Below are 14,496 nucleotides of genomic sequence, written 5' to 3'. Positions count from 1 at the left end.
GCGGAGCTTTCCGCCAGCCTGATATAATGCCCGGATTTTCTATCCGGGCATTTGTTTTTATGACACCTGAATTACTCTCTCCCGCCGGCACCGTACGTAACATGGAATACGCCTTTGCCTATGGCGCCGATGCCGTTTACGCCGGCCAGCCGCGTTACAGCCTGCGCGTGCGCAACAACGATTTCACCCTCGACAATCTGGCCTATGGCATCGGCCGTGCTCACGAGCTGGGTAAACAGTTTTACGTCGCCAGCAACATCGCGCCACACAACAGTAAAATCGATACTTATATGCGCGATATTGAGCCGGTGATCGGTATGAACCCGGACGCACTGATCATGTCCGATCCGGGCCTGATCATGATGGTCAAAGACCGCTGGCCGGATCAGGTGATTCACCTGTCGGTGCAGGCCAACGTGGTGAACTACGCCTCGGTTGAATTCTGGCGCCGCCAGGGCGTAAGCCGCATCATTCTGTCGCGCGAGCTGTCTCTGGAAGAAATTGCTGAAATCCGCCAGCGCTGCCCGGAAATGGAAATCGAAGTGTTCGTCCACGGCGCACTGTGCATTGCCTATTCCGGTCGCTGCCTGCTGTCTGGCTATATGAACCACCGTGATCCGAATCAGGGTACCTGCACCAACGCCTGCCGCTGGAAGTACGATGCTCACGAAGCGCAGGAAACCCTGTCCGGTGATGTTATCCCGGCCGGTGTAAACGAATTTGACCCGACACTGGGGATTGGTCAGCCATCTGATAAGATTTTCCTGCTGCAGGAAGGCAACCGCGATAACGAATACATGCCAGCCTTCGAAGACGAGCATGGCACTTACATCATGAATTCAAAGGATCTGCGCGCCATCCAGCATATCGAAAAGCTGGTGGAGCTGGGTGTGCACTCGCTCAAAATTGAAGGCCGCACCAAATCACACTACTACGTAGCGCGCACCGCCCAGGCCTACCGCAAGGCAATCGACGATGCCGTTGCCGGTCGCCGCTTTGATAAAAACCTGATGGACACCCTGGAAAACATGTCCAACCGTGGTTACACCGAAGGCTTCTTCCGTCGCCATGTACATGACGAGTACCAGAATTATGAGCGTGGCAGTTCACTCAGTACCCGTCAGCAATTTGTTGCTGAAGTCGTTGCCAGCGACGATAAAGAACTGACGCTTGACGTTAAAAACCGTTTCGAAAGTGGCGATTCAATGGAATTGATGACCCCCGCAGGCAACATCAGCTTTACCCTGAACAGCATTCTCGACCGTAACAATAAGCCGCGCGATGATGCCCCCGGTTCTGGTTTTGTTGTCAAAATCCCCCGTCCTCAGGGCGTCTGCACAGAAGATCTGAGCAAAGCGCTGCTGATCCGCAATCTGCCGGAATTAACCGCCTGAATCAGGGTCAAACTGCGCCAGGGCTTCTCTGTCAGAGAAGCCTTCTCTATAGTTCACCTGAGTAAACTCACGGATAAACAACAAAAAACGGGGACGTTATGAAATACGCGCTGCAATCTGTGCTGTTTGTCGCCTGCCTGCTGTTCGGACTGACCGTACAGGCCGCAGACGATGCACCACGAACCACGGTCGAGACCACGGCCAAAGCCATGACCGATCGTCTGATCAGTGACCGGGAATTAGTCCAGAATCAGGAGAACTACGTTGAACAACTGGTCGATGAGCTGCTGTTGCCAGTGGTCGACCACGTTTATATGGCCAAGCGTGTTCTGGGTAAATACTGGAAACGGGCATCCATGGAGCAGCAAAAAACCTTCACCATTGCCTTTAAAGAGAAAGTCATCCGCACTTATGCCGGAGCTTTCCGCGCCTTTGACGGCCAGACCATTTTATTTGAAGACTCCCGTCTGAATGACGAAGGCAATCAGGCCATTGTTAAAAGCCAGATTCAGCGGGTTGGCGCACCACCGATCCGGGTCGACTACAAACTTTATCTGAAGCAGAAGCAATGGCAGGTATTTGACGTCATTATCGAAGGAGTCAGCCTGACCAAGAGCTTCCGTGATCAGGTATCCCTGAGCATCGAACAGGATGGCCTGGCACAGGCTATTTCAAAGCTGGCCGATGAATACAAGAGTGCCGCCCCAACGGTAAAGCTGGGGGCACGCGCGTGGGGACCTTATCTGGGCAGTAACCTGCCCGGTTTTGGTCTTGCAGCCGATATTGTAACGACTGCATTCGCGCGTGCCGGCTATCAGGTCGAACTGGTGTTTGCTCCGGCCCTGAAGATCGAAGAAAACACCAGCGCAGGTCAGCTGCAGGGAGAAATTGCCGCCTGGCAACCTCAGCAAGCGTCAGCCACACAGCTTTATTCCGTCCCTTATCTGGAGAATACCCTGGTATTTATCAAGCGCGACGACGATCCCTTTGACTATGCCAGTCCGGATATGCTTAAGCAGCACCTGACAAACAAAGGCTACCGCCTCGGAGTTTTCAATGGTGTCGATTATGGCCAGGCGTTCAGCCAGATAGCCCCTCTGTTTCATCTGCAGAAGCTGGATTATTGCTCCCAGCTGTTCCGCGAAGTGGCCAACAAATCCATTGACCTGGCCCTGGTTGATTCCTGGATGGCGGATATTGAGCTGAACAGCAAAGAACATATTGCCAATCACCTGCAGAGAATCGCTACGCCTTTGGCGAGCCGCGAGCTGCGTGTTAGTATCGCGCGCTCTGCAACCGGGGCCGAAGCCCTGATTCAGGCATTCAATACCGGACTGGAACGCATTAAAGCCGACGGTACATACCAATCTTTGCTGAAAAAACACAACTACCCACAATGACCCCCCTTGATATCATTCTGGCCGATGACGACATCATCATTCTGAACAAGCCCGCCGGTCTGCTGAGCGTCCCCGGACGCTACATACCCGAATCGGCCTTCTCTCTGCTGGCTGAACAGTTCGGCGAACTGCATGTGATCCACCGCCTCGACCGCGATACATCAGGGATTATTGTTTTCGCCCGCCATAAGGCCGCGCTTACCCATGTGCAGCAACAGTTCGAAAAGCAGAAGACCCGCAAAGTGTATGAAAGCCTGGTAATCGGCCAGCTGAAAGGCAACTGGGGCTGCGTGAACCTGCCGATTTGCGTGGACTGGCCCAACCGGCCACTGCAGAAAATCAGCCACGTTAATGGCCGCTATGCCCTGACCCGCTGGAAACGACTGGCACAGGATGAAGAAACAACCCGGGTGGAAATGTATCCGAAAACCGGACGCTCCCATCAGCTGCGCCTGCATATGCTGAATCTGGGTCATCCGATTGTCGGCGACGTGTTCTACGCCGGTGAAAGTGCCAAAGAGCAGCCGCGTATGATGCTGCACGCCCGTGAGCTGGATTTCACCCACCCCGGCAGCGGCGAAGCGTTGCAGATTGTTTGCCCAACGCCGTTCTGACGCCGGACCTTATCAGCAACTCCGCTCAGGCAGGTACAGCCCCTGAGCGGAGCCTCAGAAGCCAGCGCAGCAATAACACAAACAGTGCAAAAAACAGCACCCCGCCAGCAATAATCGCCAGAGCAATGCCGCCAAACAGCACAGGCGCTTTCATCAGTGTGCTCATCAGCGAATCCTGATAATAAAAAAACCACTGATGATTATCCGGGAAAATCCATACATGCAGCTGATAGAACACCTCTTTGGGGCCAATAATCAGCACCACAGCCCCGGCCATCAGCAAAGTACCCAGCAGCCAGAACAGCTGCTGCTTCCAAAGCGGTGCTGTACCCCGCCATAGCAAGCCAGCCAGCATCAATAATGTGACAAAAGCAATCAGCAGCGATGCGCTGTACAGCACATCAATCAGGTTGGCCACATCCTGCAGATGAATTATTTCCGCCCGGTGCAGCAGACCCACGGCCTGACCATTATGCTCAAACTGAATATCCGCCAGCCCCTCACCATGCCGGTGTACCGCAATACTGATGTCATCAAAAAGACGTACATGCTCTTCTTTGTCCAGAAGCTCCAGTCCGGCGATATAGCGGTTTTTCGGGCCGAAGCGCTCAATATGGGCGCCGATGTTGTACCAGTCATACCAGAAGCCATAACTGTAATTCTGCTTGGCCTGTACCAGCCAGCCCAGCGCCAGGCAGCTGATAAATCCACCCAGTAAGGTCAGAAACCACAGCCCCTGAATTCTCTTCATGCCAGATCCTGCCAGAAACGGTTAATCCGGGCTGCCAGAGCGGTCACCGTGGATTCCTCCAGATGGAAATGATGGTGTCCCGGAAATTCTTCCAGTGTGGCCCGTGGCAAGTGCTTAATACGCAGATCAAACATCGCACGCGGAATCAGCCCTTGTTCGGCACGCAACACCAGAGCAGGCATATTCATCGCGGCCATAAAGGCTTCGATCTGCGGTTCGGTCAGGCGTACCTTTGAGATCGCCCGCAGGCGCCCATCGGTACGCCAGCCGACACCGCCTTCCAGTGATTGCAGGTTACGCTCGACCACCGGCCAGATGCACTCCGGACTCAACTCCGGGTTCTGCCGCACTCTGGCGGCCAATGCGTCCTCGGCACCGGCATGCACCTTCAGCGTTGTGGTTTTTACCGGCGCCGTAATGGCTTTAGCCAGCTGCTCCGGCGCCTGAACTGGCGGCGTAGTCAGCGGCCCCAGCGCGTCCAGAGCAACATAAGAAGCGATCCTGTCAGGAAAAGCACCAGCCAGCAGCATGCCTGCTGCCGAGCCCATTGAATGCCCCAGCAGGTGTACAGGCTCATCCACGGACAGCAACAGATCGTATAAAGCTTCCAGCGAAGACCAGATGGCATAATCGGCACCTTCGCCCAACCAGTCGGAATGGCCGTGCCCCGGCAAATCCGGGGCAAGAACACAGACGTCCTGCAGCAGTGGCGCCAGCCGCGAAAAGGTTGCGGCATTGTCCAGCCAGCCATGCAAAGCCAGCACTTTAGGCTTTACCTGCTCCCCCCACTGCAATCCACGCAAAGTACCAAAGCGGCACCGCCATTCAATGGATGTCATGCCAGCAACTCTCCTAATAACTGATGAATCACCGCCGCCGTCCGCTCCGGACGCTCCAGTGGAAACATATGACTGCCCGGTAGCCAGCGCACTTTCATACCGAGGCGGCTTTGCATGTAAGCGCCATTAAGACGGCGGAATACTTTGCTGTGCTCACCGCCGAGCGCAGCGCCAGGAACCTGAAGTCCGGAACGGATACGCAGGTTATGCGGCACCGTGCGGTAAATCTTCATTTCAATATCCGGATCAAAACGCAGAGCGACGCCATTCGCTGTCGCCTCAGTTCCGCTTTGCACATAGTCCTTCAGACAGCGCTCATCGAAATAGCGCAACAACGACTTGCCGCGGAAGTACTCAATGGCATCCTCTTGCGAAGCCCACTCACTGCGCCGCCCTTCTGTCCGTCCGGCCGGTGTGACTTTATCAACCAGCCCCAGGCGTTTAACCAGTCGCAGGCCATTAGCCTCCAGGGGTGACAATGCCGGAGAGTCCAGCATGACCAGGGCTTTTACCAGATCAGGGCGCTTTACTGCCACCATCAGACTCAGCAGCCCTCCGAGCGAGTGCCCCACGGCAATCACAGGCTGCCGGTAATGATGCTCAAAATAGTGGATCAGCTCGGCTTCCAGATGGCGCCAGTTATCGGTGACCGGGTAATCCGGATTGTGTCCGATTCGATCGATGCTGCGTACATCGTAATGGGCCGACAGCGATTCGAATAACACCCGATAGGTGCCAGCCGGAAAACCATTGGCATGAGAAAAATGGAGAATATCTTTCATAAACGCGCGCAATAAAAAAACGCAACGCTATAACCATGCGGGAAACAACACAAGGGGGAATGCGGCCGTTATCGGAGCTTAACGGCCACAATACATTTCACAGTCCGTCGAGCACCGGGTACCAGACAGCATCGACACTCATACAAGCGGCGGCAGCAAGATCCCCCTGCAGAATCCAGCATTCAGCCGGCGACCAGGGCTGATCATACAGCTGGCCATCAACCAGCATGGCAGCCAGATGACCGACCAGGGGTAAATGCGACACCAGAATCAGATCCTGCTCCTGGGCGGAAAGATCATTCAGCAACTGCTGAACATCACCGTCCGGCACCAGATGCGGCATGGTTTCAACCGCCAATCCCAGACTCCCGGCAATGGCCTGTGCCGTTTGCTGTGCACGCAGAAAAGGACTGGCAAGAATGCGGGGATTGTTAAAGGTTTGTTGTGCCAGCCAGCGGCCGGCACCTGCGGCCTGACCGGCACCCCTGTCAGTCAGGCCGCGATTCTGATCCTGAACAGCCCCACTGACCGCAGAACCATGACGAACAATACAGATTTTCACTCGGCAGAAGCCTTCTCTTTACTGTTAGGCCAGTCCTGAAACGGAAAAGGCTTTTCATCGCTGGCGCCAGTCAGGTAGTGAATAATCTGCTTCACATACTCTCCCAGTGCCTGGCCAAATTCCGTCAGCGACGCATTCGGCTCGCCGGATACCAGACGGAACACCCACTGCACCAGAGTAATCAGCAGCAAAACCAGATCCAGCACACGGTAAACGATGAAAAATCCGATGATATAGAGCGTTTTTAACCAGAACGCATCGGATGTGACATTTTCTTTAAAATCGTTCATTTCTGACCTCATGAATAAAATTGCGCAACCATACTGACAACCCTGTCCGCGTTATATTTCACAGCGGGGTAAGGCAAACTCCACATCAGAGGCATGCTCGCCGGTCATCAGACCCTGCGCAACCACCCGGGGATCGGCCGCATTGAACAATACCTCATAAGCGCCCATCACCAGGGGCATATAAATACTCAATTCCTGCGCTTTTGCCCTGACATAACGCAAGGTATTAACACCTTCAGCCACTTCGCCCAGTTCGTCCACGGCCTCAGCCAGACTTTTACCCTGCCCAATGGCGTAGCCAACCCGGTAATTGCGGCTCAGCGGTGATGTACAGGTCACCACCAGATCACCCACACCTGCCAGGCCGAGGAATGTCAGCGGGTTGGCTCCCAGCGCTACGGCAAAGCGGCTCATCTCGGCCAGCGAGCGGGTAATAATCATGCTGCGGGTGTTCTCACCCATGCCAAGAGCGGCGACGAAACCGGACACAATGGCGTAGATATTTTTCAGAGCCCCACTCAGCTCAACCCCATACAGGTCGTTGGATGCGTACACACGGAAGTAAGGACAGCTCAGCGCTTCCTGAATATTGCGTCGTAAGTCACTGTTTTCACTGGCAATAACAGTTGCCGCCAACTCGCGTTTGGCAATCTCTTTGGCCAGATTGGGGCCGCTGAGGACACCGACCGGATTGTCCGGGCAAATCTCCGCCAGTACCTGGCTCATCAACAGGAAACCGTCCGGTTCAATACCTTTGGTGGTGCTGACCAGCGCCTGATCCGGTGTCAGTTCAGCTGCAAATGACGACACTACTTCACGTACCGATTTGCTCGGCACAGAAACAAAAATCACCTCCGCTCCGCGAATCGCCTCAAGCAGATCAGTGGTCGCCGTCAGTGACGGATTCAGACTGACATCCGGCAGGTACTGTGGATTGGTGTGCTGCTCATTGATGCTGCGGGCAACGTCATCGTTGCGCATCCACTGCACGGTGTGTATTTGATTGTCGGCAAGAATATTGGCCACTACTGTGCCAAAGCTGCCACCGCCGATTACGGCCGCCTTCTGGATGACCACTTAGCCCCCTTGGGTTCGCAGGATGAATTTCAGCTGTTAAGAGTGGAAACGGTCAGATTCAAGCGAATCAACCAACTCCCGGAATGCATCTTTATTTTTATCATTGAGGCTCATCAGAACCCGATGAGCAGAAATAACCTGTTCGCGTGCCTTATCTTCATCGACAGCATCCGCTGCCCATTCGCGAAAATCGGCCTCATCCGAGAACGGTTCATTAATAATATGGAAAACCTGGTCAAAGCCCATGCTGAGCAGAATCCGGGTAATGCCCGGATTAGGACTGGAGATCGTTGGAGTAATGCCAAAACGTTCGCGGCAGATGATGGATATTTTGGCAATCTGACCCAGTGTTGTGCTGTCGACACCTTCCGCCAGTGACAGATCAACGATGACGTTATCAAAATCCGGATGGTTCAGGATGTCATCAAGGTAGTGCTCCAGTGCAGAGCACAGGTTAAGACGGACATCACCGATGAGTCGGATCACATGAATGCCTTTGCAAAAGGCTACCTGCACTTTACCTGATGTCATAACACACCCCGGCCAATAGCAACCATCGCGATGTCATCCGGAACCTCAGGGAGGTCGTCAATACCCAGCTGCCCACAGATCTGCTCAAGGTTACCGCGACTTTTTGCCGCCACCTTTAATAATAAGGCTTCTTTATCATTCAAGGTCGGTTCCGCCATGATTTCCAGTATTCCATCCGAAAACAACAACAGACTGAAGGGTTCCGGCAGTTGCAACTGATAATTCTGATATTCAGCTTCACGGAACATGCCCACCGGCATACCACGCCCGGTCAGATATTCAGCCGAATCACCATGCAGCAGCACCGGCATTGGAAAATGGCCGCCAACGCTGTATTCCAGCATCAGGGTTGCGGTATCAATCACGCCGTAAAACATAGTCAGGTGTTTTTCCAGCTCAGAGGCCAGCAGTTCTGAATTGATACGGGCCAATACCTGCGACGGATGCAGCAGGTCATCACTGGAACCACGCTGCAGATTGCGGCGCAGGCGGTAAGTCAGGTTTTTCAGCAACACCGTCACGAATGCAGAAGATGCACCATGGCCGGACACATCAGCGATGTAAAACACCAGACGTTTATCGTCCAGTTCGAAATAGTCGAGGAAGTCGCCGCTGAGCATCAGTGAAGGGATGATTTTATGGTCGCAGCGGATGCCGTCGAGTAATACCGGCTCGGGCAACATGCGCAACTGCGCCTGACGGCCGGCAAGCTGATCATTACGCAGCTCATCAAGGCCACGTTTAAGCTCGGTGTTGGTTTTTTCAAGATGCTCGCGGTAGGCATTATTATCTGCCTCAAGCTGTGCACGTTGCAGGGACTTTTTCAGCGAGTGATGCAGCACTTCCATATCCAGGATGGGCTTCACCAGGTAATCGTCAGCTCCCAAGCGCAAAGCCTTCACCACATCATCCATCACCCCGGCGCCAGAGACGACAATCACCGGTAACAAAGGCTGTTGCTGCTTCAGCTTTTCAAGCAGCTCAATGCCGTTCAGACCTGGCATCTTGAGGTCACAGACAACAGCATCCACGCTGCGCTCGGCCAGCAGCTGTAAAGCCTCGCGGCCACAGGCGGCAGACAGCACCTGATAATCATAGTCATCCAGAAAGGCAACCATGCTATCGCGGACAGTCGAATCATCGTCAATGACCAGCACACTCGCGGCCATCAGTAACTCCCGGCATACGCTCAATTGGGGCGAACACTAACGTCATCTGCCCCCCCTTGCAATCCCTAAAATTAAGCCGCCCGGCAAAAAACTCTCCGCACAGTCAGGTTCCTGATTTAAGCACTGATAATGGTTCTTAAAGCAGACTTTTAGCGGGATTAAATTATTAGCTGAAGGCGCTTATGGCACGGGGAATGCTGAATTTTTCTCAATGTACAAAAATTAGTCACCACGATAGCATCGGAAAGACTCTAATAAGGAGAAAAACCATGTCCAGTCTGGCGAGAAACTACCAAGAAAAACGGAATTTTATCCGCATGCAGGTATCCGCTCCGGCGACCCTGACGCTCAATGACGGCAACAGCTACGACCTGACCTGTCTGGACCTCAGCAGCAGTGGCGTACAGCTGCAGCACTTTGAGGCCATCCCCATGGGCATGAGTGGCCGCCTGACGGTATCCAGTGGCGGAGGCTACACCACCCCGCTGGAAGCTCAGGTAACGGTTTGCCGGATCGAAGAAGACGGCAGTGAAAACTACCGCATAGGCGCAACCATCGATTCTTTTCTCTGACGGTTCAATCAGGAACAAAAAAGCCAGCAATCTGCTGGCTTTTTTGTTTCAGACAACGTGCTTATGCATTATTTGAAATAAGCATTATCGGCCTGAGTATGATCCGTCACGTCACGTACCGCTTTTACTTCCGGGATCTTGGCAATCAGCGACGCTTCGACACCATCTTTCAGAGTCATATCCACCGCACTGCATCCCTGACAGCCGCCGCCAAATTTCAGCACAGCCACGCCATCTTCGGTCAGTTCAACCAGACTGACATCGCCACCATGTGCTGCCAGGCCAGGATTGATTTCGGTATACAGCAAATAGTTGATGCGCTCTTCCACCGGACTGTCGGCGGTAACCTTTGGCATTTTGGCATTCGGCGCCTTGATGGTCAGCTGACCACCCATGCGGTCCTTGGCAAAATCGATGATGGATTCTTCCAGATAAGGAATGCTCATCGCCTCAACAAACACCCGCAGCTTGTCCATTGCCTGCAACTGGTCTGAGGCATGAACTTCTTCCGGACGGCAGTAGGCCAGGCAGGTTTCAGCGTATTTGGTGCCGGGCTGAGTAATAAAAACACGAACAGCCATCCCCTCGACATTCTGCTTTTCCAGCAACTGTGCCAGATAGTCTTCCGCATCCGGGGTGATGGTTACATAGGTTGTCATAGTCTTTACCTCTATCAAGTGTCGCCATTGTAACGAATGGCGCTGCGCGGCGAAATACCCCAGCAAAATGGTTGGATAAGACAAGTGTTTCCACCTCTGGTACAATCCGGCGCCATTTTTCCGGTTTAAGACATCAGAGATTTATGAGTCAGACTACCTCTTCCCTTACGGCCATTCGCCAACAGCGTATCGCCCGCCTGAAAGACAACCTGAAGCAGCGTATCCATATTCTGGACGGCGGCATGGGCACACTGATTCAGTCGCACATGCTGGAAGAAAAAGATTACCGTGGCAGCCGTTTTGCCGACATCAGTCAGGATGTCAAAGGCAACAACGACCTGCTGGTACTGACTCAGCCGGACATTATTGCCGGTATTCACAAACAGTATTATCTGGCCGGCGCCGACATCGTTGAAACCAACACCTTCAACTCGACCCGCGTTTCCCAGGCCGATTATCAGATGGAAGATCTGGTCCCGGAACTGAACCGCGAAGCCGCCGCTCTCGCCCGCCGCGTGGCCGACGAAGTCGAGCGTGACACCGGTATTCCGCGCTACGTTGCCGGCGTGCTTGGGCCAACCAGCAAAACCGCGTCGATTTCCCCGGATGTAAACGACCCCGGCTACCGCGCCATCAGCTTTGATCAGCTGGTGGAAGAATATGTGGAAGCCACTCACGGCCTGATGGACGGTGGCGCCGACATTATTCTGATCGAAACCATCTTTGATACCCTGAACGCCAAGGCCGCGATTTACGCCGCGCAGGAAGTATTCGAACAGCGTGGCGAAGAGCTGCCGATTATGATTTCCGGCACCATCACCGACGCTTCCGGCCGCACCCTGTCGGGCCAGACCGCAGAAGCCTTCTGGAACTCGGTTGCCCACGCCCGTCCGCTGTCGGTCGGCCTGAACTGCGCACTGGGCGCCGAAGAACTGCGCCCACACGTTGAAGAACTGTCGAAAAAAGTCAGCACCTTTGTTTCGGCCCACCCGAATGCCGGTCTGCCGAACGAGTTTGGTGAATACGACCAGTCCGCTGCCGAAATGGCCGTGATCGTCGAAGAATTTGCCGCCTCCGGCTTCCTGAACATTGTCGGCGGCTGCTGCGGCACGACCCCTGCGCACATCAAAGCCGTTGCCGAAGCGGTGGCCAAACACCCGCCTCGCGCCCTGCCGGACATCAAACCTGCCTGTCGCCTGGCGGGTCTGGAGCCGTTCAACTTTGACGAAGACAGCCTGTTTGTGAACGTCGGCGAGCGCGCCAACGTCACCGGCTCGGCTAAGTTCAAGCGTCTGATTATCGAAGAAAACTATGACGAAGCGCTGGAGATCGCCCGCCAGCAGGTCGAGAACGGCGCCCAGATCATCGATATCAACATGGACGAAGGGATGCTCGACTCCCAGGCGGCCATGGTGCGCTACCTCAACCTGATCGCCTCCGAGCCGGATATCGCCCGGGTGCCGATCATGGTCGACTCCTCCAAGTGGGAAATCATCGAAGCCGGCCTGAAGTGCATTCAGGGCAAGGCGGTGGTGAACTCCATCAGCCTGAAAGAAGGCGAAGAAGAATTTATAGCCAAAGCGAAGCGCTGCCTGCGTTATGGCGCCGCCGTGGTGGTGATGGCCTTTGACGAAGACGGCCAGGCCGATACCGAAGCGCGTAAGAATGAAATCTGCGAGCGCTCTTACCGCGTACTGGTCGATAAAGTCGGCTTCCCGCCGGAAGACATCATCTTCGACCCGAACATCTTTGCCGTTGCCACCGGCATCGAAGAACACAACAACTACGCCGTTGATTTCATCAACAGCTGTAAGTACATCACCGAGAACCTGCCCCACGCCAAGATTTCCGGCGGCGTCTCCAACGTATCGTTCTCTTTCCGCGGTAACGAGCCGGTACGTGAAGCCATTCACTCCGTGTTCCTCTATCACGCCATTCAGAACGGCATGAGCATGGGTATCGTCAACGCCGGTCAGCTGGCGGTATACGACGACCTGCCGGCGGAACTGAAAGAGCGCGTTGAAGATGTGATCCTCAACCGCTGCGCCGACGGTACCGACCGCATGCTGGAAATCGCCGAGAAATACCGTGGCGACGGCAGCGTGCAGGAAAAAGAAACCGAAGAGTGGCGCAGCCTGCCGGTGCGTGAGCGCCTGACCCATGCCCTGGTAAAAGGCATCAACGCTTACGTCGAAGAAGACACCGAAGAAGCCCGCAAAGGCTTCGCCCGTCCGATCGAAGTGATCGAAGGTCCGCTGATGGACGGCATGAACGTGGTCGGCGACCTGTTCGGCTCGGGCAAAATGTTCCTGCCGCAGGTGGTAAAAAGCGCCCGCGTTATGAAGCAGGCCGTGGCCTACCTGCTGCCGTTTATCGAAGCCGAGAAAAACGGCAAGTCGGAAACCCAGGGCAAGATCCTGATGGCCACCGTTAAAGGCGACGTGCACGACATCGGCAAGAATATCGTTGGTGTGGTGCTGCAGTGTAATAACTTTGAGGTGATCGACCTCGGCGTGATGGTGCCGGCGGAGAAGATTCTGAAGGTTGCCAAAGAAGAAAACGTCGACATCATCGGTTTGTCGGGTCTGATTACCCCGTCGCTGGATGAAATGGTGCACGTGGCGCGCGAGATGCAGCGTCTCGACTTCCATCTGCCACTGATGATCGGTGGTGCCACAACGTCCAAGGCACACACCGCGGTAAAAATTGAGCCGCAGTACAAAAACGACATCGCCGTTTATGTTGCCGATGCGTCCCGCGCCGTTGGCGTAGCGCAGAAGCTGGTGACTCCGGCCGCCAAAGCCGAGTTTATTGCCGAACGCCGCGACGAATACGAAGCCGTGCGTATCCGCAATGCCAACCGTAAAGCCAAGGCCCTCCTGACTTACGAACAGGCCTGCGCCAACGCTTATCAGGGCGACTGGGATAACTACCAGCCACCCAAGCCTAACAAGCTGGGCATCACCGTTTACGAAGACTTCGATATTGCCGATCTGGCCAAATACATCGACTGGACACCGTTCTTTATGTCCTGGGAACTGGCCGGCAAATACCCGCGCATTCTGGAAGACGAAGTGGTTGGCGAAGCCGCCACGGCCCTGTTCAAAGATGCCCAGGCAATGCTGGCGCGCATCATCGATGAAAAACTCTTCAATGCCCGTGGTGTGGTTGGCCTGTGGCCGGCGCAGCGCCGAGGTGCGGACGATATTGCGGTATTTAATGAAGACCGCAGCGCTGAGCTGGCGGTTCTGCATCAGCTGCGTCAGCAGACCGATAAGCCCAACGACCAGCCTAACTACTCGCTGGCTGACTTTGTGGCGCCGGAAGGCAGTGTCGACGACTACATGGGCGCTTTCGTGGTCACCGCCGGTATCGAAGCCGAAAAACTGGCCAACGATTACGACGCAGCACATGACGATTACAACAGCATTCTGATCAAGGCACTGGCCGACCGTCTGGCCGAAGCCTTTGCCGAACGTCTGCATGAAATTGTGCGTAAGGAGCTGTGGGGCTACGCCAGTGATGAACAGCTGAGCAATGAAGAGCTGATCAAAGAAAACTACAAAGGTACCCGTCCGGCACCGGGTTACCCGGCCTGCCCGGATCATACTGAAAAAGCCACCCTGTTCCGCCTGCTCAATGCCGAAGCCAATACCGGCGTCAGCCTGACCGAAAACTTCGCCATGACCCCGGCAGCCTCCGTCAGCGGCTGGTATTTCTCACATCCGGACGCCAAATACTTCGGTCTGGGCAAGATCGATAAAGATCAGGTAACGGATATTGCCGCCCGTAAAGGAATGGATCTGGAGCAGATGGAGCGCTGGCTGGCCCCCAACCTCAGCTACGACCGCTGAGT

14 protein-coding genes are annotated in these 14,496 nt (G+C 54.7%); 5 read left to right on the top strand and 9 right to left on the bottom strand.

The annotated features are described in order from the left end of the window. The first annotated feature begins 59 nt into the window (after positions 1-59). From trhP to HUF18_RS14310, 3 genes are all read left to right on the top strand, one after another. Positions 60-1,394 (top strand): prephenate-dependent tRNA uridine(34) hydroxylase TrhP, encoded by a 1,335-nt coding sequence (gene trhP / locus HUF18_RS14320; protein ID WP_145468585.1) that lies wholly within the window; start codon positions 60-62, stop codon positions 1,392-1,394. Between the two features lie 98 nt (positions 1,395-1,492). Then, positions 1,493-2,794, top strand: a complete 1,302-nt coding sequence (locus HUF18_RS14315) for an ABC transporter substrate-binding protein (RefSeq protein ID WP_225692664.1) — start codon at positions 1,493-1,495, stop codon at positions 2,792-2,794. Further along, a complete protein-coding gene (locus HUF18_RS14310) occupies positions 2,791-3,408 on the top strand; it encodes an RluA family pseudouridine synthase (protein ID WP_145468581.1) in 618 nt (205 codons plus the stop codon). The genes HUF18_RS14315 and HUF18_RS14310 overlap by 4 nt, the downstream gene beginning before the upstream one ends. Before the next feature lie 25 nt (positions 3,409-3,433). Here HUF18_RS14310 and HUF18_RS14305 read toward each other — a convergent pair whose 3' ends face one another. The 8 genes from HUF18_RS14305 to HUF18_RS14270 all read right to left on the bottom strand — a co-directional run bounded on the left by HUF18_RS14305 (position 3,434) and on the right by HUF18_RS14270 (position 9,409). Next, the gene (locus HUF18_RS14305; protein WP_225692663.1) at positions 3,434-4,159 is read right to left on the bottom strand and encodes a lipoprotein intramolecular transacylase Lit; all 726 of its coding nucleotides are present in this window, start codon (positions 4,157-4,159) and stop codon (positions 3,434-3,436) included. Next, positions 4,156-4,998, bottom strand: a complete 843-nt coding sequence (locus HUF18_RS14300) for an alpha/beta fold hydrolase (protein WP_225692662.1) — start codon at positions 4,996-4,998, stop codon at positions 4,156-4,158. The genes HUF18_RS14305 and HUF18_RS14300 overlap by 4 nt, the downstream gene beginning before the upstream one ends. Continuing rightward, on the bottom strand, positions 4,995-5,780 hold the full coding sequence (locus tag HUF18_RS14295; protein ID WP_225692661.1) for an alpha/beta fold hydrolase: 786 nt from the start codon (positions 5,778-5,780) through the stop codon (positions 4,995-4,997). The genes HUF18_RS14300 and HUF18_RS14295 overlap by 4 nt, the downstream gene beginning before the upstream one ends. Before the next feature lie 97 nt (positions 5,781-5,877). Continuing rightward, complete coding sequence (gene sixA / locus HUF18_RS14290) at positions 5,878-6,342, bottom strand: phosphohistidine phosphatase SixA (RefSeq protein ID WP_145468574.1); 465 nt, start codon at positions 6,340-6,342, stop codon at positions 5,878-5,880. Further along, positions 6,339-6,632 carry a DUF4389 domain-containing protein gene (locus HUF18_RS14285; protein ID WP_186435865.1) on the bottom strand — a complete coding sequence of 98 codons (294 nt, stop codon included), beginning with the start codon at positions 6,630-6,632 and terminating at the stop codon, positions 6,339-6,341. The genes sixA and HUF18_RS14285 overlap by 4 nt, the downstream gene beginning before the upstream one ends. Positions 6,633-6,683: 51 nt before the next feature. Beyond that, positions 6,684-7,709, bottom strand: a complete 1,026-nt coding sequence (locus HUF18_RS14280) for an NAD(P)H-dependent glycerol-3-phosphate dehydrogenase (RefSeq protein WP_225692660.1) — start codon at positions 7,707-7,709, stop codon at positions 6,684-6,686. 36 nt (positions 7,710-7,745) lie between these two features. Beyond that, positions 7,746-8,240: an STAS domain-containing protein gene (locus HUF18_RS14275; protein WP_145468568.1), complete on the bottom strand. Its 495-nt coding sequence runs from the start codon at positions 8,238-8,240 to the stop codon at positions 7,746-7,748. Continuing rightward, positions 8,237-9,409 (bottom strand): fused response regulator/phosphatase, encoded by a 1,173-nt coding sequence (locus HUF18_RS14270; RefSeq protein ID WP_145468566.1) that lies wholly within the window; start codon positions 9,407-9,409, stop codon positions 8,237-8,239. The genes HUF18_RS14275 and HUF18_RS14270 overlap by 4 nt, the downstream gene beginning before the upstream one ends. A 269-nt stretch (positions 9,410-9,678) precedes the next feature. Between HUF18_RS14270 and HUF18_RS14265 the strand changes: the two genes are divergently transcribed. Beyond that, complete coding sequence (locus HUF18_RS14265; RefSeq protein ID WP_186435864.1) at positions 9,679-9,981, top strand: PilZ domain-containing protein; 303 nt, start codon at positions 9,679-9,681, stop codon at positions 9,979-9,981. 68 nt (positions 9,982-10,049) lie between these two features. On the opposite strand, the gene nfuA is transcribed toward HUF18_RS14265, so the two are convergent. After that, complete coding sequence (gene nfuA / locus HUF18_RS14260) at positions 10,050-10,640, bottom strand: Fe-S biogenesis protein NfuA (protein WP_145468562.1); 591 nt, start codon at positions 10,638-10,640, stop codon at positions 10,050-10,052. Between the two features lie 143 nt (positions 10,641-10,783). Here nfuA and metH point away from each other — a divergent pair, with 143 nt between their 5' ends. Further along, positions 10,784-14,494, top strand: a complete 3,711-nt coding sequence (gene metH, locus HUF18_RS14255; RefSeq protein ID WP_225692659.1) for a methionine synthase — start codon at positions 10,784-10,786, stop codon at positions 14,492-14,494. Positions 14,495-14,496 lie beyond the last annotated feature (2 nt).

This window comes from Thalassolituus sp. ST750PaO-4 (assembly GCF_020320405.1).
Classification (GTDB): Bacteria; Pseudomonadota; Gammaproteobacteria; order Pseudomonadales; family Oceanobacteraceae; genus Venatoribacter; species Venatoribacter alkanivorans.
This window is presented reverse-complemented; position numbering and strand designations above follow the sequence as displayed.

Excerpts from the sequence above, each read along its gene's own strand:
- HUF18_RS14315 (WP_225692664.1), top strand. The coding sequence starts at position 1,493 with ATGAAATACGCGCTGCAATCTGTGCTGTTTGTCGCCTGCCTGCTGTTC.
- HUF18_RS14265 (WP_186435864.1), top strand. The coding sequence starts at position 9,679 with ATGTCCAGTCTGGCGAGAAACTACCAAGAAAAACGGAATTTTATCCGC.
- HUF18_RS14285 (WP_186435865.1), bottom strand. The coding sequence starts at position 6,632 with ATGAACGATTTTAAAGAAAATGTCACATCCGATGCGTTCTGGTTAAAA.
- HUF18_RS14305 (WP_225692663.1), bottom strand. The coding sequence starts at position 4,159 with ATGAAGAGAATTCAGGGGCTGTGGTTTCTGACCTTACTGGGTGGATTT.
- trhP (WP_145468585.1), top strand. The coding sequence starts at position 60 with ATGACACCTGAATTACTCTCTCCCGCCGGCACCGTACGTAACATGGAA.
- HUF18_RS14300 (WP_225692662.1), bottom strand. The coding sequence starts at position 4,998 with ATGACATCCATTGAATGGCGGTGCCGCTTTGGTACTTTGCGTGGATTG.
- nfuA (WP_145468562.1), bottom strand. The coding sequence starts at position 10,640 with ATGACAACCTATGTAACCATCACCCCGGATGCGGAAGACTATCTGGCA.
- HUF18_RS14310 (WP_145468581.1), top strand. The coding sequence starts at position 2,791 with ATGACCCCCCTTGATATCATTCTGGCCGATGACGACATCATCATTCTG.
- HUF18_RS14275 (WP_145468568.1), bottom strand. The coding sequence starts at position 8,240 with ATGACATCAGGTAAAGTGCAGGTAGCCTTTTGCAAAGGCATTCATGTG.
- metH (WP_225692659.1), top strand. The coding sequence starts at position 10,784 with ATGAGTCAGACTACCTCTTCCCTTACGGCCATTCGCCAACAGCGTATC.
- HUF18_RS14270 (WP_145468566.1), bottom strand. The coding sequence starts at position 9,409 with ATGGCCGCGAGTGTGCTGGTCATTGACGATGATTCGACTGTCCGCGAT.
- HUF18_RS14295 (WP_225692661.1), bottom strand. The coding sequence starts at position 5,780 with ATGAAAGATATTCTCCATTTTTCTCATGCCAATGGTTTTCCGGCTGGC.